We start from the raw sequence: 23152 nt of genomic DNA on the forward strand, positions 1-23152 counted from the left end.
CCATTGGGGGAAGCAGCTTTTTCTATAGGTTTATCATTATGCAGCAAACAAAAAGACGGCCGTTCCAATTTTAGGAAAGACCGTCTTTCACTTCTAGGATCCCGATAAGACAGAAATAATTGTTGCGATGGAGAAGAAACCGAATACAAGTGCAGTGATCGCCGAAAACCCTAGTGCAAATAAATTCTTAAACTTCATTTGGCGGACAACCGAAATGACAGCCAATAGGGCCACTGCCAAAAATAAAAGTGCCAATACAATATGCAAATTCATCTATTTTTTTCCTCCTTACGATGTTCATGTTTGCTGTGAAAATTCCATTTGTATTATTATGTAACCAAGCATTCACATTTATTTTATACCAGAATGATCTTTTTGTCGAGGTAAAACTGAAAGGACTGCAGCAGGAAAAAATGATTGGAGGGAGAATGAAATGGAACGCAAACAGTTAGCATTAGGACCACTCGGAACAAATGGATATATTTTATATCAAAACCAGGAAGCATTGCTGGTCGATCCAGGCGGAGATGCGGAAAAGGTAATCGAGTTTCTGCAGGAAAAGTCACTCACACCCAAAGCCATTTTGCTGACACACGCACACTTTGATCATATCGGAGCGGTGGAAGAATTGCGGAATGAATACAATTTGCCGGTTTATCTCCATGAACAGGAAGCAAGCTGGCTGGCGAATCCAGATGAAAATGGTTCCAGTTTGTTAATAGGAAAGGAAATTGTAACAGGGCGGCCGGATTTTTCTATTCAGCCTGGACATATAGAAATTGCTTCGTTTCGTTTTGAGGCGCTGCATACGCCTGGACATTCACCGGGAAGCATCAGTTTCCTGTTCCGTGATCAAGGTTTTATCGTGAGTGGTGATATACTGTTCCAGCAGGGAATCGGGCGCACCGATCTGCCGGGTGGAGATATGGAAAAACTTAAAAAAAGCATCCGTGATCAGCTTTATTATCTGGAGGACAGTCTCACTGTGCTGCCAGGCCATGGACCGGAAACGACCATTGGATATGAGCGGCGGCATAATCCGTTTGTTCGGGCTGTATAGCCGGCCATTTTTTAATGCAAAAAAACAGCAGATGCCACATTGCCGGCATCTGCTATTCTGCTTTTTTCCAATAGGTACGAAAGGCAAAAGGCAGGACCCCGAGCCATTTATTTGCATAAACAGGGCGTTTGTTTTTCTGCTCCTGTCTCCGGTTTTTCCTTTCTTCTGATGGCAAATGGATATAGGTCATTACTTGTTCGGTAACAAACCGGACATACTCATTTCCAGAAATCATCCTCACCTCATTAAATTATTGGTTATTATAAGCATGCACGCCATAAGCAAAATTTATCCCTGGAAAATTTTTTAAAAAAAGTTTATAAAAAAAGAAGGAGTTTAGCAAAACGTGTCGAATATAGGTAGTGTTGCAAACTGTATAAGGAGGTGAAAAACCTTTTGAATTCTGCTGCAGTCCTATCCGACCGGCTGTTGCGAGGTGCAATCGAAATGCAGGCCTCTGATATTCACTTCACCCCATTTTCCGACCAGACAGCCATCCATTTTCGCGTACAGGGCAAACGAATTTTTTATAAAAACATTCTCCACGCCCAGTACCAGGTATTAACCACTTATTTAAAATTTACATCAGGAATGGATATTGGTGAAATCAGAAAACCGCAAAACGGCACCATCAGCCACCAGCACGCCGGAAAGCACTACTCTCTGCGTTTGTCGACACTTCCCGTCAATCATATGGAAAGTCTGGCAATCCGCATCCTGCCTCAAGAAGAATCACTCACCCTTGACGAACTCTTTCTATTCCCAAGACAGCTTAAAAAATTGAAAGAATGGATGTCCAGCCGTGCTGGGATTATTCTGCTCACCGGCCCAACCGGAAGCGGGAAAACGACGACGCTATATGCCCTTCTGCAGGCCATATTAAATGAACAGTCCTATCAGACCATTACCCTGGAAGACCCCATCGAGAAAGAAATCCATGATATTCTGCAAGTCCAAGTGAATGAAAAAGCAGGCATCACCTATCAGTCAGGATTGAAAGCAGCCCTACGTCATGATCCGGATATCCTGATGATAGGCGAAATCCGTGATAAATATACAGCACAATTTGCCTTTGATGCCTCACTTACAGGTCATTTGGTATTAAGCACGCTGCATGCCAAAAATGCGGCAGGCACCATCTATCGTTTATTGGAGATGGGTTTAAATCAGACAGATTTGCAACAGTCTTTAATTGCCGTCGCGGCATTGGAACTCCTTCCTGTCCAGACCGGGAAAATCAAACGAAGAGCGGCCGTATTGGAACTGCTTGAAGGCGACAAGCTTGCAAATATTATCAATGGAAACAGCCCAAAAATGCATGATTCCTATGATTCCTTTGATCACTTAAGAAAGAAGGCCTTTGCTTATGGCTATATTTCCGATGAAGTTTACCACTATACGAAAGGGAAAACTGCCCGATGACATTCAGCTGCGTTTTCTTAAACAGCTGAATCGGCTGCTGGAAAATGGCTACACACTGATCCACGCACTCGAAGTCATCAACTGGGACAAACAGCTGAAGACACCTGTACGGACAATTTCCTCAAGGCTTAAGGAGGGTGCCAGTCTCGATGAAGCACTTGAACACGCAGAATTTCACGCTTCGATTTGTACCTATTTATATTTTACCCGGATGAATGGCGATATTACCAGCAGCCTGAAAAAAGCAATGGAAATTTTTGATCACCGGGTGAGATACACAAAAAAATTCCGTCAGATCATTCGCTATCCGCTGTTTTTACTGATCATTTTCGGGGTGCTGCTGTATTTTATCCAGCAGTTCGTTCTGCCCTCGTTTGCTGACATCTTTAAGTCAAGCACACAGGCGGCGGGGACAGTAAACTTTTCTCTGCTGCTGATTGATATACTCAGCGGTTTTGCCCTTGTTATGCTGCTGCTTTTAGGCGTCATCCTGCTGGTCTGGCTGCGTACGAAAAACAACCTTCTAATCGAACAGCAGATCAAGATTTACTATAAAATACCGGTTTACCGCAGCTTCCTGAAGCTGCAGACCTCTTTCCTCTTTGCCATCCATTTCAGCACACTCTTAAAAACAGGCATGTCCTACAACCAGATACTATCCCATATGGCCCATCAGAAAAAACTGCCGATCATCGCCCATTATGCCCAATTGCTGAAAGAAGAATTAACCAGGGGACTGCCGGTGGCCAGTCTGCTTTCGCAAATGAGTCTGATGGAAAACCAGCTGACGGCAATCTTTCAAAAGGATGTTGACATCACAGCACTGGAGAAGGATTTGACTGTTTATGCGGACATGGTGACAGAGGAAATGGAGCGAAAAACCATCCGAATGCTTACATTCATCCAGCCGGTATTTTTTGTTGTTCTAGCAAGCTTCATCATCTTTATCTACGTCACATTAATGTGGCCGATGTTTCAACTAATCCAAAACATTTAAAGGAGAGAATGACATGTTTAAAATGTTCAAAAACAACCGGGGTTTTACCCTGATAGAAATGCTGATCGTTTTGATGATTATTTCGGTGTTAATTATTCTGATCGTACCGAATCTTGGGGATAAAAGTGCCGATGTGAATGACACTGGATGCGAGGCACTTGCGAAGATGGTGGAGTCTCAGGTCGCGCTTTATCAGTTGGAGGAAGGCAGTCTACCCGATGATCTCAACGATTTAGTTGATCAATACATTACCGAGGATCAAACCTCATGCTCCAACGGCGCCCTAGTCTTGAATGCCGATGGGACGGTATCCGTCCCTGGCGAAGCCCCTGCCCAATGAACAATAAAAAAGGCTTCGCCCTGATCGAAGTCGTATTAGTACTGGGAATTATCGCTGTCATGCTGTTGCTTGTCACCCCTATAAACAGCAGTAGCCTGGAAAAACACCGTATTGATCAATTTCTGGAGACATTGACTGCAGATGTATTGCACGTGCAGCATTTGTCTGCTGTCAGTTCACAAATAGTGAAGATCCAGTTCTCTTCAGACCGATACAAAATTTTCAATGGTATCGATTTATTGACAACAAGGGTATACCCCCAAAATGTGAGCATAGAGAATAATACTGACATGAAAGAAATTTCTTTTTCACAAACTGGCACTATCCGTGAGGCCGGTCAACTTAAAATAAAGACAGCTGATTCGGAATACACTCTGGTGTTTCAGCCAGGGAAAGGCAGGTTTTACATCGATGAATCCTAATGGCTTTACCCTTTTCGAGGTACTGGTTGCCGCGGGCATATTAATGTCTGCGGTGACGATCCTCGCACCAATTATTACCCTTTTGCATCAGGAGAGGGGTGTGCAATACGAAAAGCGGATGCTGGTTTACCGTTTGCATGATGAACTGCAGCCCTTTCTTTGGGAAGACGCCGAGCTGCCTGCGCAATACAAGGAAACAATTGAAAACACTGCTGTAACATTTAATTATAATCTGGAAAATGAACTGATTAAAGGATGTGCCAATTGGGAAAATGTTAAAGGAAAAAGTGAAACCCTTTGCTTATATGGAAAAGCGGAAGAGTGAGCAGGGATTTACCTTTGTGTCGCTTCTTATTGCTTTGTCAATCCTTGCTCTCATCCTGCCTTTAACCGGCCATTTGCTGCAGGCTGCCAGCTTCCCGGACCAAAAGGAGGAGCTGACCATCCGGCAATTTTTTCTGTTCCTGCGTAATGATATGATCAATGCCCGGGATTATGAAATCGACTCACAGGAAATAAAGCTGGTGCTGGACAGTGATGAAATCGCAACAATTGAAAAATATGGTCTGCACATACGCAGGCAAGTGGATGGAAAAGGGCATGAAATTTATCTTCGTGATATCCGTGATGTGCATTTCTCTAAGCTTCCTTATGGCATGCGCGTCTCTATAACATCAAGCGAAGGAGAACAGTATGAAAAAACCATCATCTTTTATGAATAAAGGAAATGGATTTATTCTGCCCTATGTACTGTTTATCATTGCCCTGGTGCTTATCCTTATCATGGGAAATATCACGCAGTACCGCAGTGAATTTACTTCAACTGCCCTGCAGATAGAAAATGTGCGAGTGGAAACCCTGTTTCAGATGGGCAGAGAAAAATGGAAACAGGAAATAGCGCCCCATGGTGCAGTATTGGACCAGGTAACCACTTATGATTTCCCAGTCGGTACGGTGGAAATTAACCTGGTAGCCGAGAATGAAGAAAGGTACAAATTGCATTTCATCATGAAAACAGGGCCCGAGTATCAGCATGACTTGACCCATTACCTTGAGAAAGTACCACCGGCAAATGAATAAAAAACCACCGGGAGCAAATAATAAAAACAGGCTTACCGGCAAAATTTGCAATTTGGCGAGGGCAATCGTTTACAACTAGTGATTCCTCATATATAATAACAATGAGAAGTCAGCAAAGGAGGGGAAGGCATGGATCGGATGTTTCGTGTGCTTGCCTTTTGGACGAGTATATTCACCGTTATGTTCTATGTTGGCGATATGTTCAACACAGCACTCTTATTCTTAGTTCAAACGGCATTTTTCCTTGCATTGAGTTATTTAAGACTATCTGAACGCATGTATATGTATTTATTTGGAGCTTATCTCACGGTATTTTTTATCGGCTTCACCTGGTATTCCGAGTTTATTCTCGTGCCCGGGTTCGGACACTAGGCTCTAAACAGCAAAAACCCTGCATTTATTCTTACATAAGCAGGGTTTTTTCATTTTCTTACAGTGCACGTACAACGAGGGTATACCAGTTTTCTAAAGTTACTGGGGATCATGGCAAAACAACCGCATCCTCACTGGATTGCTCCCTCCGCCAAATAAAAAATCCCTCCATTGATTACTTCATACGTGATGCGGGGAGAGTAACGCTCCCTTATTTCCTCGATCTCTTTATCTTTCTGTTCCTTGTCGTCTTCTTCCGTATAAAAATAATCGAGCAGCTTGATTTCTTCATCCAGCGTCTTTCGCGATTCTTCTGCCCATTCTTTCGGCTGGTTTTCCATATAGCTGTCCAGAACAGCCTCAATGCGAAGGAAGCCGCTTTTTAAGCGAATCATCGGAGAGATGGTAAAGCAATAATCGGCTATCTGCATTTGCAGCGGTATTTCCCGCAATTTATCCATCATCTCCAGTTTCATCTGCCCATTAACAAGATGCAAACCGACCGAGATAATTTCATCCCTTTTATGCTTGCCAATATAACTGATTTTCACGTTCGTCACCAGCCAGGGATAGAGTGCCGTGTTTGTGGAAGCATTAACTTGCTGAAATTGAGTGGTATATTTCTCATGTATGCGCAAGTGGCGTAATATTTGCTGCAGGCGCGGACTGCCGAAATGAATCCACTCACCCTTCTTATCCCGCTCCTCGGGATTGGTAATCAGCGTCAGGTTCATCGGCACGCCGGGATTGCCGGTACCTTTAATATAATGCCAGTAAAAAGGACGATTCATCAGAGCCTTATCCATTTCTTCCGTCAATTTTACCGTCAGCCGCCCATTATTATTTTCCATAATTTGGCATTCGTGAGCTTGGAAATAGTCATGCAAAAATTGATTTAAATCATGTATTGCCATAATGTTGCTCCTTTTGGTTTTCCGCTTCCAGCTGCTTGTTTTGGATGACTGCTGACAAATTATCCAGCTTGATTTTTGTTTCGCCAAACGAAGCGGACTCACTGAAGATATTTTGAATTTCTTTTTCCATATCCGGAATTTCCAGTTCTGCCAGAATGGCGTCAAGGTGGCCAATGACCTGCTCGAATAAATTGATTTTTTCATACAGCAGCTTCATCACATGTTCTTCAATCGTTTCCCGGATGGCAAAATTATAGATATGCACATCTTTTTCCTGCCCATACCGGTGAATCCGGCCGATCCGCTGCTCCAGCCGCATCGGATTCCATGGAAGATCATAATTAATCATGTAGTTGCAAAACTGCAGATTAATCCCTTCACCGCCTGCCTCTGTGGCAATAAGTACCTGTGCATGGTTCTGAAACAGCTGCCGCATCCAATCTTTTTTCCCACTTTTAAAGCCGCCGCGAAACGGCACCGAGGTGATGCCGTGCTGTTTTAGCATCCATTGCAGGTAGAGCTGGGTCGCACGGTATTCGGTGAAAATAATCACTTTTTCATCCCCGATTTTTTTGATGACCTCGATCAGCTTCTCCGCTTTGGCATGGTGCGGCAGCTGCTCTATTGCACCGAGTAATGGCTGCAGGTCATCTTCTATATTATTTTCATCCGCTAGCTTTTTCAGTGATAAATAACAGGCCTCCCTGGAGGAGCACAGTTCCCTTAAGTAAGTGATCTTGGAAAAACCCGAAAAGGATCGTATTTGGTTGTCCAGATACTCGTAGGTCTGTTTTTCTTCCAGAGTGAAATCAACCCAGATTGTCTCAATATTTCGCTTGGTGTCCCTCAGTGATGTATCCTTTCTTGTGTTGCGAACCATTACTTTTTGAATCAACGTTTTTAGGTAATCGTCCTCTGCAATGTCTTTTCCGTCTTTTCCGTAGGTTTCACGGAAGGACTCATAATTGCCGAGATGGCCCGGCTTGAGAATCGAGACAAGGTTAAAAATCTCCACCAGCTTATTTTGCACCGGTGTCGCCGTCAGCAGTAAACAGTATTTTTTCCTTAATGATCTTACAAAAGCATAATTTTTGGTCTTATGGTTTTTCAGTTTGTGTGCTTCGTCAATCAGAATCAAGTCATAATCCATATCCAAAATGGCTTCCCTGTGCGGCGAACGCTTTGCTTTGTCAATGGAAGTAACCGCCACCTCATATTGATCCCAGTTGTAGTTTTTCCGGTGGGCGATTGCCGGGATGTAAAATTTTTCATTCAGCTCCCGAACCCATTGATTAACCAGGGAGGCAGGAGCAAGAATCAGCGCTTTTTTGACTTGCCCGCGTATCATATATTCTTTCAGGATCAGGCCAGCTTCAATCGTTTTGCCAAGACCCACTTCATCAGCTAAAATAGCCCGTCCGTTCATCTGTTCGATAACTTGTTCAGCGGTGGATTCCTGGTGTTCCAGAAAATTCATATGCGGCAGGTATTTTTTTGCCTGCAAACCGGAAAACGCCGGATTCATCATGGTCCGCTCTGCTTCATAAGCCATGGAAAACAGCTCCCAGCCGGAAAATGGTCCGTTCTTTTCCAGATTCGTTTCAAGCTGTTCAATAAAAGACAGGTCTTTTTGCACATCAATCGGTTTCATTACAACCGTCCTTTTCTTATGTAATAATTTTCGGTGTTTGATTATATAATCTCCCTGATTTGTATGCTATAATAAGAGAAAGAAGTGAGATTGAGATTCCCGAGCATTGGTACATAGTATAACCAAAACACACAGTTTCATAAATGCGGATGATTACAAGGGGAGAGCTTACGTTTCACGTAACGCCGAAGGAGCAAGCAAACAGCGAATCTCTCAGGCAAAAAGACTCTTGTAGGACGCATCTCTGGAGAGCGTTTGCCTCATAGGCAGGCCACCTACGAAGCAAGCAGGACATGCAAAAAGTCAGCATGCCTGCGCAACTTTCTGGTTGAAGGACAGGGATTTTCCTAATGGTTGGGGGAATCTCTGTTTTTTTTGGCTTGATGGCAGGCCGCTTTTTTTACAGGGCTACATACTGACAAAAAGGAGTGATGGGATGAGTGAATTGAAACGGACACCGCTATTTCCTGTTTATAAGGAGTTTGGTGCCAAAACGGTGGATTTCGGCGGCTGGGAGCTGCCCGTACATTTCTCCGGCATTAAACAGGAACATGAAACAACGCGGACAAAAGCAGGCCTTTTTGATGTATCCCATATGGGGGAGATTGCAGTAAAGGGACCGAAAAGCCTGGAATTCCTGCAGAAAATGACCACCAATGATGTGGCTAAGCTGACACCGAATCGTGCCCAGTATACGATGATGTGCTATTCAGACGGCGGAACGGTGGATGACTTTATTGTTTATATGCTGGGTGAAGATGATTATTTGCTGGTGGTAAACGCCGCCAATACCGAGAAGGATTACGAATGGATGGTAAAGAATAATGATTTCCCGGAAGCAGAACTGACAATCGAAAATGTGTCGGATCAGTATGTACAGCTGGCAGTCCAGGGTCCGGAAGCTGAGGCAATCCTGCAATCCGTGACAGAGACCAATCTTTCGGAAATCAAGTTTTTCCGGTTTGTACAGGATGTGTATTTTTCCTCTATCAATGATCCGGCGATTGTTTCCCGCACCGGGTACACAGGTGAGGACGGGTTTGAAATTTATTTTCCGGCGGCAAGCGGTGTCGCCTTGTGGCACCTGATACTGGAGGCTGGAAAAGAAAAGGGGATTCAGCCTATTGGCTTGGGGGCCCGGGACACTCTGCGCTTTGAAGCAAATCTTGCCTTGTATGGGCAGGAGCTTTCTCCGGAAATTACGCCGATTGAAGCAGGACTGAAATTTGCGGTAAAAGTGAACAAGGATGCCTCATTTTTTGGCAAAGAACGCTTGAAAGAACAGGCAGAAAATGGACTCCAGCGAAAACTTGCCGGTATTGAAATGATCGATAAAGGCATACCAAGGCATGGCTATGAGATTTTCCACGGAGAGGAAAAGGTCGGATTTGTTACATCCGGCACCCAGTCTCCTACACTGAACAAAAATGTCGGGCTGGCCCTGATCCGGACAGATCTGGCAGAGGACGGAACAGAACTCGAGGTACAGGTGCGCAAACGGCGTTTAAAAGCTGTTGTCGTGCCAACGCCATTTTACAAACGGGCAAAATAGGGAGGGTACAAGCAATGGAATTTCGATACTTGCCAATGACTGAAGCAGACAAAAAAGAGATGCTTGATACCATTGGTGTTGCATCCACAGATGAATTATTCTCAGATATTCCGGCAGATGTGCGCTTTCAGGGTGAGCTGAATCTTAAAAAGCCAGCCAATGAATATCAATTAAAAAAAGAAATGGCCAATCTGGCTGCGAAAAATGTGAATGTGCAAGATTACAGCTCTTTTTTGGGAGCAGGCGTCTATGATCACTTTATTCCATCCGTCGTTGATCATGTCATTTCCCGATCAGAGTTTTATACCGCCTACACTCCGTATCAGCCGGAAATTTCCCAAGGGGAACTGCAGGCGATTTTTGAATTTCAGACAATGATTTCCGAATTAACTGCAATGCCTGTATCGAATTCATCCATGTATGACGGAGCTACGGCACTGGCAGAAGCGGTGAACTTAAGTGCGGCACAAACCAAGCGGAAGAAGATCCTTGTCTCCAAAGCCGTGCATCCGGAATCCCGGGCGGTAATCGAAACATATGCCAAGGGACCGGGCCTGGAAGTGGTGGAAATTGCCGAGCGTGATGGCGTCACCGATTATGAGCATCTTGCCAGCGAATTGGATGAAAATACAGCGAGTGTTGTGCTGCAATACCCAAACTTTTTTGGGCAGATAGAACCGCTGAAAAAGGCGCAGGAACTTCTGGAAGGGCAAAAGAAAACAATGCTGATTGTCTCCAGTAATCCATTGGCACTGGGCTATCTGACGCCACCGGGAGAATTTGGTGCTGATATTGTTGTCGGCGATACACAGGTGTTCGGAATACCGGCACAGTTTGGCGGCCCACACTGCGGCTATTTTGCCACAACGAAAAAATTAATGCGGAAAGTGCCCGGAAGACTTGTCGGGCAGACAACGGATGAGGACGGTGTACGCGGTTTTGTGCTGACCCTGCAGGCAAGGGAGCAGCATATCCGCAGAGATAAAGCAACTTCCAATATTTGTTCCAACCAGGCGCTGAATGCATTAGCAAGCTCTGTAGCGATGAGCTCCATCGGTAAACAGGGATTAAAAAGAATGGCAGCATTAAATATGCAAAAAGCAAGATATGCCAAACAAGCACTTGAAGAGAAAGGCTTCACTGTTATCGCGCGAGGTGCCTTTTTCAATGAAATTGTTGTTAAACTCAGCCGTCCGGCAACGGTTGTAAATGAAAAACTGCTGGAAAAAGGCATGATTGGCGGCTATGATCTGGGCACGACTTATCCGGAATGGGAAAACCATATGCTGGTCGCTGTCACAGAAATTCGAACAAAAGAAGAAATTGATGCTTTTGTCAAAGAATTGGGGGATATCAATGGCTAATCAGGATTTTCCATTAATTTTTGAACGCAGCAAAGAAGGAAGAACCGGCTATAGTCTCCCGGAACTTGATGTGCCGGAAATAGATTTGCAGGAAGATCTCGCTGATGACTATGTGCGCAAAGAAGAGGCCGACCTTCCAGAAGTCAGTGAACTGGAGATCATGCGCCACTATACTGGTTTGTCCAATCGAAATTATGGTGTGGATTCCGGTTTTTATCCACTGGGTTCCTGCACGATGAAATATAACCCGAAAATTAATGAAGATGTTGCCAGAATGCCCGGCTTCAGCCATATCCATCCATACCAGGATCCGAAAACGGTGCAGGGTGCGCTGGAGATGATGTATGATTTGCAGACGTCTTTGGCGGAGATCACCGGGATGCATGCATTCACCCTGCAATCAGCGGCAGGAGCACAGGGAGAGTGGTCCGCACTGATGATGATCCGTGCTTATCATGAGGCACGTGGTGATTACCAGCGAACGAAGGTAATTGTTCCTGACTCCGCACATGGCACCAACCCGGCTTCTGCCGCAGTGGCGGGATTTGATGCCGTCACTGTCAAATCAAATGAAAAAGGCCTGGTTGATATCGATGACCTGAAACGGGTTGTCGGAACAGACACTGCCGCCCTGATGCTGACAAACCCGAATACTCTGGGGTTATTTGAAACGGAAATTCGGGAAATGGCGGAGATTGTCCACTCCGCCGGCGGAAAACTCTATTATGACGGAGCAAATTTAAATGCGATTATGGGCTATACCCGCCCCGGAGACATGGGATTTGATGCGGTGCATCTGAACCTGCATAAGACGTTTACCGGCCCACATGGCGGGGGAGGACCAGGCTCCGGACCTGTTGGGGTTACGGAGGAGCTGGCACGTTACCTGCCTAAACCCGTTCTGACGAAGCGGGACGAGGTGTTTGTTTTTGACCATGACCGTCCGGATTCCATCGGTCGAATCAAATCATATTATGGCAATTTTGCGATCAATCTTCGTGCCTATACGTACATTCGTACGATGGGAGCGGAAGGGCTGAAGAAGGTTAGTGAATATGCTGTGCTGAACGCAAATTACATGATGCGAAAACTGGAGCAGAAATATGAACTGCCATATCAGCAGCATTGCAAGCATGAATTTGTCCTGTCCGGCAAAAGGCAGAAAAAACTCGGTGTCCGCACACTGGATATTGCTAAGCGGCTTCTGGATTACGGATATCATCCACCGACCATTTACTTCCCGCTTAATGTGGAGGAAGGCATGATGGTGGAACCAACGGAAACGGAATCCAAGGAAACGCTGGATGGGTTTATTGATTCGATGCTCTCCATTGCCAAAGAGGTGGAGGATGAGCCGGAACTCGTTCAGGAAGCGCCTTACCATACGATAGTCAAACGCATGGATGAAACCACTGCAGCCAGAAAGCCAGTATTAAGATATGAGAAATAGCAAAACCGGGGATGCATATGCTCCCCGGTTTCTTTTGCTTAAGAAATTATAAATCATGCGTATTGTGGTTGGCAGAGCCAGTGTATGCCCCGGCCAGCTCCAGCGCCCAGCGACTAGTGGACTTCCCTCACCTCCGTACGATAAGTCAACATCGGCTCCCTCCGGTCGCCGTGTTTCCTTTATCTTCTCCGGATGAATGATCAGCTAAATTCGCCGCTTTGCGCGGCAACGCTGATCCACCTAGCATGGCCAGGCGCAGCCCATACGTCGCTAAACGGGCGCTTCCGCTTTTGTTCTTATTTTGTCTTAATTTTTCCGCGCCATTTTTTAAATCCGCCTTTGAGCTGATAGATGTCCTTATAGCCTTTCTTGTTCAAGAGCTGGGCTGCCCGTGCGGAGCGGGAACCGCCTTGACAGTACAAATATACTGGCTTATCTTTGCGCATTTCCACCAGCCGCTGTTTCATCTGGGTGACTGGGATGTTTCTTGCACCGAGAATATGCCCTTTATCGAACTCCTGCGGTTCGCGTACATCAATTAATTGCGCTTTTCGGTATCCTTCACGGAATTGATCTTCCGTAAGCACCTTTAAATAATTTTTTTGTCTAAAATACCGAAATACGGTAATCGCTACTAAAGCGACGACGACAACTACTAAAATTTCCATTGCTTTTCCCCCGTCTTCCCATTACTTCACTCTCTATTATAGGCGGATTCGGTGGTTTTTTCAATCTTTATGGAAAACGGCCCCGCCAGCGCCGAAGCGTTTTTAAAAAAATTTCCAGAATGCAACTGTTAAATTAATTGGTTTTTAGACAAAAAAAACGTTTTCTCTCCATTTCTCGCACATTTGCTTTCATATTCAGTGAATCCTGTTGTTGACAGTTTCCGTTACTTCTGATTGAGACACCATATATAGTATTTTTTTGTATTTTGAGCACTATATATTGTTTAAATATAATTATATGTGGTATGGTTATTATATCATACCGAAGATAAAGGAGCGATCAAATGGCGACTGTTGTAGAAAAAGAAAAAGTAAATGGACTGAACGTGGAAGCTCTCAATGCTGACATTCAGCTGTTTCCCCAGGTTCATCCGATTACCAGCGACATGGAAATTACCCATAAAGGGGTGTCGCGACTGGTAATGCTTGATCGTTACGCATTTAAAGATACTGCGAAAAGAACATTGAAAACGGGGGATTTTGTTGTCCTCACGGTAAAAGCAGATCCGAAATTCCCTGCCCGTGGGCTGGGATTTATCAAGTCGATTGACTGGTCATCCAACGAGGTGGAAATTCAGGTGGATCAGGAATTTGTTTCCGTATTGGACAGTGAAGAAGAGGCATCCACCGGCATTGTTAAGCGAAAGCTTGATGTCATCGACAAACCGCTCGAAGTATTTTATGAACAAATTGCCAGGCGCAATGCAGCTGGTCTGTCGGCAGTAGAAACAACCCCTCCAAAGCAGCAGGAGTGGGAGCAGAATTTTCAGGAGGAGCTGGCAAGCTTAAACTTTATACCTGCAGGAAGGGTATTGTACGGGGCCGGAGCCGACACGGATGTTACCTATTTCAACTGCTATGTGATGCCGTATATTAAAGATTCGCGCGAGGGCATTTCTGATCACCGGAAGCAGGTGATGGAGATTATGTCAAGAGGCGGCGGTGTAGGCACCAATGGTTCAACACTGAGACCGCGCAACACACTGGCCCGCGGTGTCAACGGCAAATCTTCCGGTTCGGTATCCTGGCTGGATGATATTGCCAAGCTCACCCACCTGGTGGAGCAGGGAGGGTCCAGACGCGGTGCGCAGATGATTATGCTGGTGGATTCCCACCCGGATATCATCGAGTTTATTATTTCCAAAATGCAAAATCCGCGAATTCTAAGATATCTGGTGGAGAACACGGAAGACGAGCAAATCAGGCAGCTTGCCAAAGAAAAATTAAAATTCACGCCGTTTTCTGAAACGGAAATGGATCTTTATCAGGGGATTGTCAATTACCGAAGCATGCCAGGGCTCGGCGGATTTACCCACGCCGCGATCAGAGAAGCGGAAGAAAAACTGCAGGCTGGTGGCACATATGATGTCCATAACCCGGAATTCCTGACAGGCGCCAACATTTCCGTCTGTTTAACAAAAGAATTCATGGATGCCGTCGAGCGGGACGAGGATTACGAGCTCCGTTTTCCGGATGTCGAGAATTATACCGAAGCGGAAATGGCTGATTATAATGAACGCTGGCATGATGTTGGCGATGTGCGCAAATGGGAAGAAGAAGGTTATGGCATTCGTGTCTATCGCCGCATAAAGGCAAAAGAACTGTGGAATCTGATCAATATTTGCGCAACCTATTCGGCAGAACCCGGCATTTTCTTTATCGACAATGCCAATGATATGACAAACGCGCAAGCCTACGGCGACCAGGTTGTGGCAACAAATCCGTGTGGGGAACAACCTCTCGCACCTTATTCTGTCTGCAATCTTGCAGCAGTCAATCTGGCGGAAATGGCGGATAAGAAGCAGAAGAACGTCAATTTCGAAAAACTGAAGCAAACGGTAAAAACCGGTGTACGGATGCAGGATAATGTGATTGATGCCACTCCGTATTTTCTGGAAGAAAACAAAAAGCAGGCACTTGGAGAGCGCCGGGTCGGTCTGGGTGTTATGGGGCTGCATGATCTCTTAATCTATTGTGAAACCACGTATGGATCCGAAGAAGGAAACCAGCTGGTGGACGAGATTTTCCAGACTATCGCTACTACGGCTTATCGCACATCGATTGAACTGGCAAAAGAAAAAGGAAGCTTTCCGTTTTTGACAGGAGATTCAGAACAGGAGACAAAAGCGCTTCGCCAAGCATTTATTCAAACCGGCTATATGAAAAAAATGCCGGACGATATTAAAGAGGGGATACTTGCACATGGTATTCGCAATTCCCATCTGCTTACTGTTGCGCCAACCGGAAGCACGGGTACAATGGTCGGTGTCAGCACCGGGCTGGAACCGTACTTTTCCTTCTCCTATTTCCGGAGCGGTAGACTGGGTAAATTTATTGAAGTAAAAGCCGACATTGTCCAGGAATATTTAGACCGGAATCCGGACGCCGACCCGGAGCAATTGCCGAAATGGTTTGTCTCTTCCATGGACCTGGCACCGGAAGCGCATGCTGATACCCAATGTGTGATTCAGCGCTGGGTGGACAGCTCGATTTCCAAGACAGTGAATGCACCGCGCGGCTATTCGGTTGATCAGGTGGAAAGTGTTTACCGCCGCCTTTACAGAGGAGGAGCCAAAGGGGGAACGGTCTATGTTGACGGCAGCCGTGACTCTCAGGTACTGACCCTGAAAGCAGAAGAAAATAATGCTGGTGAACAAACAGAACTGTTTGAGGAATCGGCCAAACCTAAAGTGGTGCTGATGGATACGGTGCAGGAACTGGAGAGCACCAATGTCACAATCGGCTCGGAAGTAGGGGACACCTGTCCTGTATGCCGAAAAGGCAGTGTAGAAGATATCGGCGGATGCAATACATGCACAAATTGCAATGCGCAGCTCAAGTGTGGACTATAAATATCACTTGTAATGGAAGAACTGGTCAAGAGGCCAGTTCTTTTTCTGCTTGTTTATTTAATTCAAATACGGTATGCTGATATTAATAGAAACAATGTTGCCCCAGATAAAAATTATTCCCAAAAAAAGAGAGGCGATGAAATGCCTACACCAAGTATGGAAGACTATATTGAAATCATTTACAACCTAATTGATACGAAAGGCTACGCCCGTGTGGCTGACATTGCGGAATCCTTGGAGGTACATCCTTCCTCTGTCACCAAAATGGTGCAGAAACTGGATAAGGACGGCTATTTAAATTATGAGAAATACCGGGGTTTTGTCCTGACATCCAAAGGAAAGAAAATCGGTGAGCGCCTGGTATTCCGCCATGAGCTGCTTGAACAATTTCTGGAGATTATCGGAGTCGATGAACCGAATATTTATGAAGATGTTGAGGGTATTGAGCATCATTTGAGCTGGAATTCTATTGACCGTATTGGGGATCTCGTTTCTTATTTTCAGGAAGATGAGAAGCGGATCAAGAAGCTGCGCGATACCCAAAAATTAAAAGAGAAGTAAGAAGGAACCTGTCCGCTGTTCTAATTTGCTGGTTCTGTGCTTAAGCATATAAAAAGAAAACAGCAAAAGGAGAGAGCGCATGAAAATTGATGGCGTGTTTTCCGGCGGCGGGGTAAAAGCATATGCGTTTATTGGAGTACTGGAATCTCTTGAGCAAAAAGGGCTGAAACTTGAGCGGGCAGCTGGAACATCAGCAGGCGCCATCATGGCTTCCTTTGTTGCGGCTGATTACCATGCAGAAGAAGTAAAAGCGCTGTTTTATGATCTGGAACTCAAGCGGTTTTTGGATCCGCCTAAAATAACCCAGTGGCTTCCTTTCAGCAGATGGCTGTTTCTCTATTTTCAGCTGGGGCTTTATAAGGGAGACCGCCTGGAGAAGTGGCTGCAGGTACAGCTTGGCAAAAAAGGTGTCCATACATTTGCAGATCTGAAAACAGGTTATCTGAAAGTGGTAGTCAGTGATCTGTCACTTGGGAAGCTTGTTGTTATTCCGGATGATTTGGAACGGATTTATCAAATCAACCCACGGGAATTCTCCGTAGCGAAGGCAGTACGGATGAGTGCAGGATTTCCTTATTTTTTCATGCCTGGAAAAATAATGGGAGCAAACGGCTATAAAAGCATCATTGTAGACGGAGGGTTATTAAGCAATTTTCCCTTATGGCTGTTTGCAAGAAAAAATGCAAAGGATGACAGGCCGGTTTTAGGAATCAAACTGACGGAAAATATGGAGGAAGAGAGACGTCCGCAGAGCATAAGCAATGCGTTTGATCTGTTTCATGCCCTTTTTTCTACAATGAAACAGGCCCATGATACCAGATACATTTCCACAACAGATCAACCCCATATTATGTTTGTGCCGGTGGAAAAAACGGAGACGATGGACTTTCAACTTAATGAAGAAAGAAGAGTTGAGCTAATTCAATCAGGCAGGGAAACAGCAGACCGGTTTCTCAAGCACTGGCCGAAATAACGAATGAAAGAGAGCTTGTAATCGCTTATTCAAGTATGGCGTTAGAACACTTTCTTAACTGCCAAGAAAAAAAGACCGAACAATTCAGCAAAAGCTTAGCCCGGTCTTTTCTTAGATTTATTTCCATCGATTACCTTTAAATGCGCCGCCCGTTTTGCGGTCTTTTTCCTGACTGGCTGCGGTGATTTTCGTTTATTGGCATTTTTTGTGCTGGGTTTTGCGGAACGACTATCATTATATTTTGCTTTGGATTGCCGCACTGCTTTTTTATATTTCTTCATGTCATTGGATGCCGTCTTCTTCCTGAGAAAGACAAAATAGAAGAGTGCAAAGATTGCCAGACCGATCCCAAGCATTACAAAAATGTTGCTGAGAAAACTAACAGGTGCGGTGAACAGCTGGGAAACGATCCCAATCAATGCCAGTCCTGCGACAATACATACAAACGTTGCCATTTTATTGCGTCCCATTTGATGACCCTCCTCATGAACGTAATCTCTTATTACATCCTTACTTATTCTATACCACCATTGGCGCCGGGTATATCACGTTTTGAGAAATTTTTTCATCCCCGCTGAAAATGTATTATATAATAAATTATTTCCTCTGCAGCAAGGATTATTCAAAGACAGGCAAATTTCACTGGAAAAAAGCATAAACCCTGCTGAACAGGTCCAGACATGTTGAGTTTACAGATGCCCCATTTTCCACCAGTATACCATGATTTGGCTTTCCAGCCTAAATATGAAATTTCATCCGCCCTCCCATTTCTGATAGCTTCAGCAGTAATTGGTCATAATACAAAGTGGAGGTGGATAAAAATGAACGAAAATAAACCGAAACTGGAACAAAATCAGCGCGATGAGCCAATGTCTCTATTATCACGTTCTCTGACAACCGGATTGGTCGGCGGAATTCTATGGAGTATTATTGGGGTGATTATGTACTATTTCAATTTTTCCGAGGTTGCTCCGAAAAGCTACCTGATCCGCACATGGACAAGGGCAGAATGGTCGGATAGCTGGCTTGGTCATGTACTTTCCATTTTAGGTGCCGGTCTTTTGTCTGTGGCGGTGGCACTTGTTTATTATGGCCTGTTCAAGAAAATGAAATCCATGTGGGTGGGTATTCTGTTTGGAGTGGTTCTCTGGGCAGTGATTTTTCTGATTCTACAGCCGATTTTTGCCCATATCCCTTCTTTTTTGGAATTGAATTCCTACACGATGGTATCGAGCATTTGTTTATTTATTCTGTACGGAACTTTTATTGGGTACTCGATTTCCTATGATTACGAGGACACGAAGCTGAAGGAAGCAAGTGAACAGGATGCGGCAAATTAACAGCTGAGAGTTCAAACAATAAGCTAAAATTATTAAAATACCAGTATGTATGATAAACTGAAAAGATCGAAAGCTTCTTTAGAAAACTTGGCATTCGCCAAACCTTTGGTTGAATGGCTTAGTTGCAATTAGGCAGTTAAGAAAGTAGCTAAACTTTCTTAACTGCCTAGGAAGAGAAAGGGATGAGCAGATGGAGAGACTGGAGAAACTAAGACAAGTATTGGAAACAAACAAATTGGATGCACTTTTGGTAACGAGCGGGGTCAACAGAAGGTATATGACCGGCTTTACCGGAACGGCGGGTGCCGCGATCATCAGCCAGAACGATGCCAGGTTTATTACTGATTTTCGTTACACGGAACAGGCGAGTGCCCAGGCAAAAGGTTTTAACGTGGTGGAGCATAAGCAATTGATTGAATTGGAAATCCGTGATCAGTTGAAAGAAATGAATGTTAAACGGCTGGGATTTGAGCAGGACCACATCAGCTACAAGAACTATCTTACGTATCAGGACACATTAGAGGTTGAGCTGGTTCCTGTAAGTGGGGCAGTGGAAAACTTAAGGCTAATTAAAACGGAAGATGAGCTTGAGGTGATGAAACAGGCAGCAATGATTGCCGACAAAGCAGCTTCCCATATTCAGTCATACATCAAACCGGGAGCTAAGGAAATCGATGTTTCCAATGAGCTGGAATTTTTTATGCGCAAAGAAGGGGCCGTTTCCTCAAGCTTTGACATCATTGTCGCTTCCGGCTATCGCTCCGCATTGCCACACGGCGTGGCATCAGACAAAGAAATCAGGTCGGGTGAACTGGTGACATTGGACTTCGGCGCCCTGTATAACGGCTATTGCTCGGATATTACCAGAACATATGCGGTCGGGGAAGTCAGTGAGGAACTTGAGACGATCTACAACACAGTCTTAGAAGCAAATATGCGCGGACTGGAAGGGATCAAACCGGGCATTACTGGCAAAGAGGCCGATGCGCTGACAAGAGATTATATCAAAGAAAAAGGCTATGGCGACTATTTCGGCCATTCGACTGGGCATGGACTTGGTATGGAGGTACATGAAGGGCCGGGGCTGTCTTTCCGTTCCGATAAGCAACTGGAAACCGGGATGGTCGTCACCGTGGAACCGGGCATTTACGTTCCTGGTGTCGGTGGCTGTCGAATTGAGGATGATATTGTGATCACCGAAACTGGCAATGAGAGGCTGACCTTTGCAGCAAAAGAACTTATCCATCTATAGAAGCAATCACAGAAGGCTAAGCGCCTTCAACAGGTTGAGGAGGAAGCAAGATGATTTCAGTAAATGATTTTAAAACAGGATTAACTATTGAAGTGGACAATGGGATCTGGCAGGTCATGGAGTTTCAGCATGTCAAGCCCGGGAAAGGCGCTGCATTTGTCCGTTCCAAGCTGCGCAACCTTAGGAACGGCAATATTCAGGAGAAAACTTTCCGCGGGGGAGAAAAGGTAAATCGTGCCCATATTGAAAACCGGAAAATGCAGTATTTATATGCTTCAGGCGATGCCCATGCATTTATGGATACCAATACCTATGAGCAAATTGAAATACAGACAAACCAGATTTCTCATCAACTTAATTATATGAAGGAAAATATGGAAGTCCAGGTGATTTCTTACGAGGGGGAGATCCTCGGAGTGGAATTGCCGAAAAACGTGGAACTTGAAGTAACCGAAACGGAACCAGGTATTAAAGGAGACACCGCGAGCGGGGGATCAAAACCTGCCGTGCTGGAAACAGGCTATACGGTGCAGGTGCCATTTTTCGTGAATCAAGGTGATATGTTGGTTATCAGTACGACAGACGGCAAATATGTCTCCCGCGCCTAAAACAGAATCAAATTATAGAAAAGCAGCTCTCATTCTTTAGAGGGCTGCTTTTTTTCTGTTCAATATGACAGCAGGGACGAGTCATAATTTGTCTCCCGAAGCATACATATACATTAAAGCTGTTCAGGAAAGATGAGGATGCGTATATGGAAGAAATACTGCGACTATTTCCCCTGGAAATGGAACGGGCAATTAAATTAAAAGTAGCGGACAGGTGGCAGGCGCTTCAGGAGATTCGCATTCGTCTAATGCAGCCTGTAGAGCTCATTTTTGACCATGGCACAGAATGGGTGGCTCATTCAAGACCAAACCGGGAAGATGGCATATTCATGGTGAACCAGCTTAGCGAATACTCCTTGTATCGAATGGAAGAGGAACTTCGTCAGGGATATATCACGATTGAAGGGGGGCACCGGGTCGGGCTTGCCGGCAGGGTGAACACAGCGCAGGGAGCTGTTAAGGCAATTCAGCATATTGCCTTTTTAAATATTCGCATTGCCAAGGAAAAAATCGGAGCTGCGAAGACGATTATCCCGTATATATATGAAAGCAGCTATTTGAATACCTTGATTGCCGGCCCTCCAAAAACCGGAAAGACGACGCTGATTCGTGATGCAGCTCGGCTGATTTCCAGCGGCTGGAGGAATGCGGCACCACAGAAAGTCGGCGTAATCGATGAGCGGTCAGAAATCGGTGGATGTATCAAAGGGGTACCGCAGCATGATTTAGGGCCAAGAACCGATATCCTTGACGCATGTCCCAAGGCAGAAGGAATGCAGATGATGATTCGCTCCATGTCCCCGGAAGTGCTGGTGGTGGATGAAATCGGCAGCATCCGGGATGTGGAGGCCTTAATGGAAGCAATCCATGCAGGGGTTTCGATCATTTGCACGATCCACGCCAGCAGTATTGCCGAATTAAAGAAGCGCCCCTCACTAAAGCCGTTATTCGAACAGCATGTCTTTCAGCGGATCATACTGCTGGACAGACAGCGTCGGCCGGGGGAAGCAACGCGGATTTATAATGGAAAAGAAGAAAATTTGTTGAGGGAGCCGAGGTGTTTGCAGGATGAAATGGATTGGAGCACTTCTTTTCATCGCGGCAGCCACTTGGATCGGATTTGAATGGAGTCAGACACTGAACAAACGTCCGAAGCATATTCGCCAGCTGAAGAACGCACTGCAAACCCTCGAAGCAGAAATTCTTTACAGTCAGTTGCCGCTGAAAGATGCTTTTGCAACCATTGCCAGACAAATCCCTGAGCCGGTGCAGTCGTTTTTTCAAAACCTCGCTCAAGGACTGGAGAAAGACAATGGAGATCTGGAGAGCCTGTGGAAAAAAGAAGTCGACTTGCTGATAAAAGATTCAGCCTTCGGAACCAACGAGGGGGAAATTCTGCTGCAATTTGGACAAACCCTGGGACAGCATGATTTTTTGCAGCAGCAAAAGCATATCCAGCTGACTATCTATCATCTGGAGCGGGAGCTGGAAGAGGCCAGAGACAACCAGTTCCGATACGAAAAAATGGCGAAAAGCTTAGGAATACTAGGCGGTTTATTCATTGTACTGCTGCTGATATAGGACAAGCAGGAAAGGAGCACACCCATGCTTACCACCGATGCCTCGATATTATTTCAAATTGCCGGAATCGGAATTATCGTTGCCCTTATTCATACGATCCTAAAACAAATGGGAAAGGAAGAAATCGCCCAGTTCGCCACATTAATCGGTTTTATTATTGTACTGGTTGTGGTCGTTAACGGGTTGTCTGATTTGTTCCAGCAAATCCGGTCTGTCTTCTTGTTTCAGGGGTAGCTTATGGAAATTTTGCAGATTGTGATGTTCGGCATCATCACAAGCATATTATATATCATTTTAAAGCAGGTTCATGCTTCGTTTGCTTTTTTCCTTCTTCTAATTGCAGGCATTCTGATCCTGGGGTCGATCATCCAGCAAATCGGAACCATTTTTCAATTGATCGAGACATTGGGGCAGAAGGCCAGCGTGGAAGGCATGTACATGGAAACCATCATAAAAATTATCGGAATTGCCTACATCGCAGAACTCGGATCAAGCATAACCAAGGATGCCGGCCTTAACGCAGTGGCGAAATATATCGAGCTTGCCGGAAAAATATTTATCCTGCTGCTTGCCGTGCCGATTATTACAGCGGTAATGGAAGCGATCCTGAGCTTTTTGCCATCTGCTTAAAAG

At 45.1% G+C, this 23152-nt stretch carries 28 protein-coding genes and 1 riboswitch; of the genes, 22 read left to right on the forward strand and 6 right to left on the reverse strand.

Annotated elements, in window-relative coordinates; translation table 11 throughout:
* Positions 1-93: 93 nt before the first annotated feature.
* Positions 94-273 (reverse strand): DUF2759 family protein, encoded by a 180-nt coding sequence (locus CEG13_RS04430; RefSeq protein ID WP_100010660.1) that lies wholly within the window; start codon positions 271-273, stop codon positions 94-96.
* Positions 274-433: 160 nt separating this feature from the next.
* On the opposite strand from CEG13_RS04430, the gene CEG13_RS04435 reads away from it, so the two are divergent.
* Positions 434-1060, forward strand: coding sequence for an MBL fold metallo-hydrolase (locus tag CEG13_RS04435; RefSeq protein WP_100010662.1), 627 nt, complete (start codon positions 434-436; stop codon positions 1058-1060).
* Positions 1061-1112: 52 nt separating this feature from the next.
* Here the strand turns inward: CEG13_RS04435 and CEG13_RS04440 are convergent, their stop codons facing one another.
* Complete coding sequence (locus CEG13_RS04440) at positions 1113-1295, reverse strand: YqzE family protein (RefSeq protein ID WP_239984575.1); 183 nt, start codon at positions 1293-1295, stop codon at positions 1113-1115.
* Positions 1296-1456: 161 nt separating this feature from the next.
* Here CEG13_RS04440 and comGA point away from each other — a divergent pair, with 161 nt between their 5' ends.
* The 8 genes from comGA to CEG13_RS04480 all read left to right on the forward strand — a co-directional run bounded on the left by comGA (position 1457) and on the right by CEG13_RS04480 (position 5693).
* Positions 1457-2482, forward strand: a complete 1026-nt coding sequence (gene comGA, locus CEG13_RS04445; protein WP_100010663.1) for a competence type IV pilus ATPase ComGA — start codon at positions 1457-1459, stop codon at positions 2480-2482.
* Positions 2427-3479 carry a competence type IV pilus assembly protein ComGB gene (comGB, locus tag CEG13_RS04450; RefSeq protein ID WP_100010665.1) on the forward strand — a complete coding sequence of 351 codons (1053 nt, stop codon included), beginning with the start codon at positions 2427-2429 and terminating at the stop codon, positions 3477-3479. Before comGA ends, comGB begins: the two co-directional genes overlap by 56 nt.
* A gap of 13 nt (positions 3480-3492) precedes the next feature.
* Positions 3493-3819, forward strand: a complete 327-nt coding sequence (gene comGC / locus CEG13_RS04455) for a competence type IV pilus major pilin ComGC (RefSeq protein ID WP_338033001.1) — start codon at positions 3493-3495, stop codon at positions 3817-3819.
* Positions 3816-4241, forward strand: a complete 426-nt coding sequence (comGD, locus tag CEG13_RS04460) for a competence type IV pilus minor pilin ComGD (protein ID WP_158234647.1) — start codon at positions 3816-3818, stop codon at positions 4239-4241. Before comGC ends, comGD begins: the two co-directional genes overlap by 4 nt.
* Complete coding sequence (locus tag CEG13_RS04465) at positions 4231-4566, forward strand: hypothetical protein (protein ID WP_100010668.1); 336 nt, start codon at positions 4231-4233, stop codon at positions 4564-4566. The genes comGD and CEG13_RS04465 overlap by 11 nt, the downstream gene beginning before the upstream one ends.
* Positions 4514-4963 carry a competence type IV pilus minor pilin ComGF gene (locus tag CEG13_RS04470; RefSeq protein WP_100010669.1) on the forward strand — a complete coding sequence of 150 codons (450 nt, stop codon included), beginning with the start codon at positions 4514-4516 and terminating at the stop codon, positions 4961-4963. The genes CEG13_RS04465 and CEG13_RS04470 overlap by 53 nt, the downstream gene beginning before the upstream one ends.
* Positions 4935-5321 (forward strand): hypothetical protein, encoded by a 387-nt coding sequence (locus tag CEG13_RS04475; protein WP_100010671.1) that lies wholly within the window; start codon positions 4935-4937, stop codon positions 5319-5321. Before CEG13_RS04470 ends, CEG13_RS04475 begins: the two co-directional genes overlap by 29 nt.
* Before the next feature lie 129 nt (positions 5322-5450).
* Positions 5451-5693 (forward strand): DUF2626 domain-containing protein, encoded by a 243-nt coding sequence (locus CEG13_RS04480; protein ID WP_100010672.1) that lies wholly within the window; start codon positions 5451-5453, stop codon positions 5691-5693.
* Between the two features lie 131 nt (positions 5694-5824).
* Here the strand turns inward: CEG13_RS04480 and CEG13_RS04485 are convergent, their stop codons facing one another.
* Together CEG13_RS04485 and CEG13_RS04490 are read right to left on the reverse strand one after the other, a co-directional pair.
* Complete coding sequence (locus CEG13_RS04485) at positions 5825-6607, reverse strand: YqhG family protein (protein ID WP_100010674.1); 783 nt, start codon at positions 6605-6607, stop codon at positions 5825-5827.
* The gene (locus tag CEG13_RS04490) at positions 6594-8258 is read right to left on the reverse strand and encodes a DEAD/DEAH box helicase (RefSeq protein ID WP_100010676.1); all 1665 of its coding nucleotides are present in this window, start codon (positions 8256-8258) and stop codon (positions 6594-6596) included. Before CEG13_RS04490 ends, CEG13_RS04485 begins: the two co-directional genes overlap by 14 nt.
* Positions 8259-8407: 149 nt before the next feature.
* Positions 8408-8497: riboswitch (glycine riboswitch) on the forward strand.
* A gap of 197 nt (positions 8498-8694) precedes the next feature.
* Between CEG13_RS04490 and gcvT the strand changes: the two genes are divergently transcribed.
* From gcvT to gcvPB, 3 genes are read left to right on the forward strand one after another with little or no spacing between them, the layout of a single operon-like run.
* Positions 8695-9810, forward strand: a complete 1116-nt coding sequence (gcvT, locus tag CEG13_RS04495) for a glycine cleavage system aminomethyltransferase GcvT (RefSeq protein WP_100010678.1) — start codon at positions 8695-8697, stop codon at positions 9808-9810.
* A 14-nt stretch (positions 9811-9824) separates the two neighbouring features.
* On the forward strand, positions 9825-11174 hold the full coding sequence (gcvPA, locus tag CEG13_RS04500; protein WP_100010679.1) for an aminomethyl-transferring glycine dehydrogenase subunit GcvPA: 1350 nt from the start codon (positions 9825-9827) through the stop codon (positions 11172-11174).
* Positions 11167-12624 (forward strand): aminomethyl-transferring glycine dehydrogenase subunit GcvPB, encoded by a 1458-nt coding sequence (gene gcvPB, locus CEG13_RS04505; RefSeq protein ID WP_100010681.1) that lies wholly within the window; start codon positions 11167-11169, stop codon positions 12622-12624. Before gcvPA ends, gcvPB begins: the two co-directional genes overlap by 8 nt.
* 296 nt (positions 12625-12920) lie before the next feature.
* On the opposite strand, the gene CEG13_RS04510 is transcribed toward gcvPB, so the two are convergent.
* Complete coding sequence (locus tag CEG13_RS04510; RefSeq protein WP_100010683.1) at positions 12921-13292, reverse strand: rhodanese-like domain-containing protein; 372 nt, start codon at positions 13290-13292, stop codon at positions 12921-12923.
* A 344-nt stretch (positions 13293-13636) separates the two neighbouring features.
* On the opposite strand from CEG13_RS04510, the gene CEG13_RS04515 reads away from it, so the two are divergent.
* The 3 genes from CEG13_RS04515 (at position 13637) to CEG13_RS04525 (ending at position 17738) form a co-directional block, all read left to right on the forward strand.
* Positions 13637-16204, forward strand: coding sequence for a vitamin B12-dependent ribonucleotide reductase (locus CEG13_RS04515; protein ID WP_100010685.1), 2568 nt, complete (start codon positions 13637-13639; stop codon positions 16202-16204).
* A 141-nt stretch (positions 16205-16345) separates the two neighbouring features.
* The gene (mntR, locus tag CEG13_RS04520; RefSeq protein WP_100011181.1) at positions 16346-16765 is read left to right on the forward strand and encodes a transcriptional regulator MntR; all 420 of its coding nucleotides are present in this window, start codon (positions 16346-16348) and stop codon (positions 16763-16765) included.
* 79 nt (positions 16766-16844) lie between these two features.
* Entirely contained in the window at positions 16845-17738 is an 894-nt protein-coding gene (locus tag CEG13_RS04525) for a patatin-like phospholipase family protein (RefSeq protein ID WP_100010686.1), read from the forward strand.
* Between the two features lie 95 nt (positions 17739-17833).
* Here the strand turns inward: CEG13_RS04525 and CEG13_RS04530 are convergent, their stop codons facing one another.
* On the reverse strand, positions 17834-18208 hold the full coding sequence (locus CEG13_RS04530; RefSeq protein ID WP_100010688.1) for an SA1362 family protein: 375 nt from the start codon (positions 18206-18208) through the stop codon (positions 17834-17836).
* Between the two features lie 351 nt (positions 18209-18559).
* Here CEG13_RS04530 and CEG13_RS04535 point away from each other — a divergent pair, with 351 nt between their 5' ends.
* From CEG13_RS04535 to spoIIIAD, 7 genes are all read left to right on the forward strand, one after another.
* The gene (locus CEG13_RS04535; protein WP_100010689.1) at positions 18560-19078 is read left to right on the forward strand and encodes a YqhR family membrane protein; all 519 of its coding nucleotides are present in this window, start codon (positions 18560-18562) and stop codon (positions 19076-19078) included.
* 190 nt (positions 19079-19268) lie between these two features.
* Complete coding sequence (locus CEG13_RS04540; RefSeq protein ID WP_100010690.1) at positions 19269-20330, forward strand: M24 family metallopeptidase; 1062 nt, start codon at positions 19269-19271, stop codon at positions 20328-20330.
* A 50-nt stretch (positions 20331-20380) separates the two neighbouring features.
* The gene (gene efp / locus CEG13_RS04545; protein WP_100010691.1) at positions 20381-20938 is read left to right on the forward strand and encodes an elongation factor P; all 558 of its coding nucleotides are present in this window, start codon (positions 20381-20383) and stop codon (positions 20936-20938) included.
* A gap of 146 nt (positions 20939-21084) precedes the next feature.
* On the forward strand, positions 21085-22062 hold the full coding sequence (gene spoIIIAA, locus CEG13_RS04550) for a stage III sporulation protein AA (protein WP_100010692.1): 978 nt from the start codon (positions 21085-21087) through the stop codon (positions 22060-22062).
* Positions 22007-22519, forward strand: coding sequence for a stage III sporulation protein SpoIIIAB (gene spoIIIAB / locus CEG13_RS04555; RefSeq protein ID WP_100010693.1), 513 nt, complete (start codon positions 22007-22009; stop codon positions 22517-22519). Before spoIIIAA ends, spoIIIAB begins: the two co-directional genes overlap by 56 nt.
* Positions 22520-22543: 24 nt before the next feature.
* The gene (spoIIIAC, locus tag CEG13_RS04560) at positions 22544-22753 is read left to right on the forward strand and encodes a stage III sporulation protein AC (protein WP_100010694.1); all 210 of its coding nucleotides are present in this window, start codon (positions 22544-22546) and stop codon (positions 22751-22753) included.
* Between the two features lie 3 nt (positions 22754-22756).
* Entirely contained in the window at positions 22757-23149 is a 393-nt protein-coding gene (gene spoIIIAD / locus CEG13_RS04565) for a stage III sporulation protein AD (protein WP_100010695.1), read from the forward strand.
* The last annotated feature ends 3 nt before the right edge of the window (positions 23150-23152 follow it).

It is taken from the genome of Lentibacillus sediminis, assembly GCF_002763455.1.
Taxonomy (GTDB): Bacteria; Bacillota; Bacilli; order Bacillales; family Amphibacillaceae; genus Lentibacillus_D; species Lentibacillus_D sediminis_A.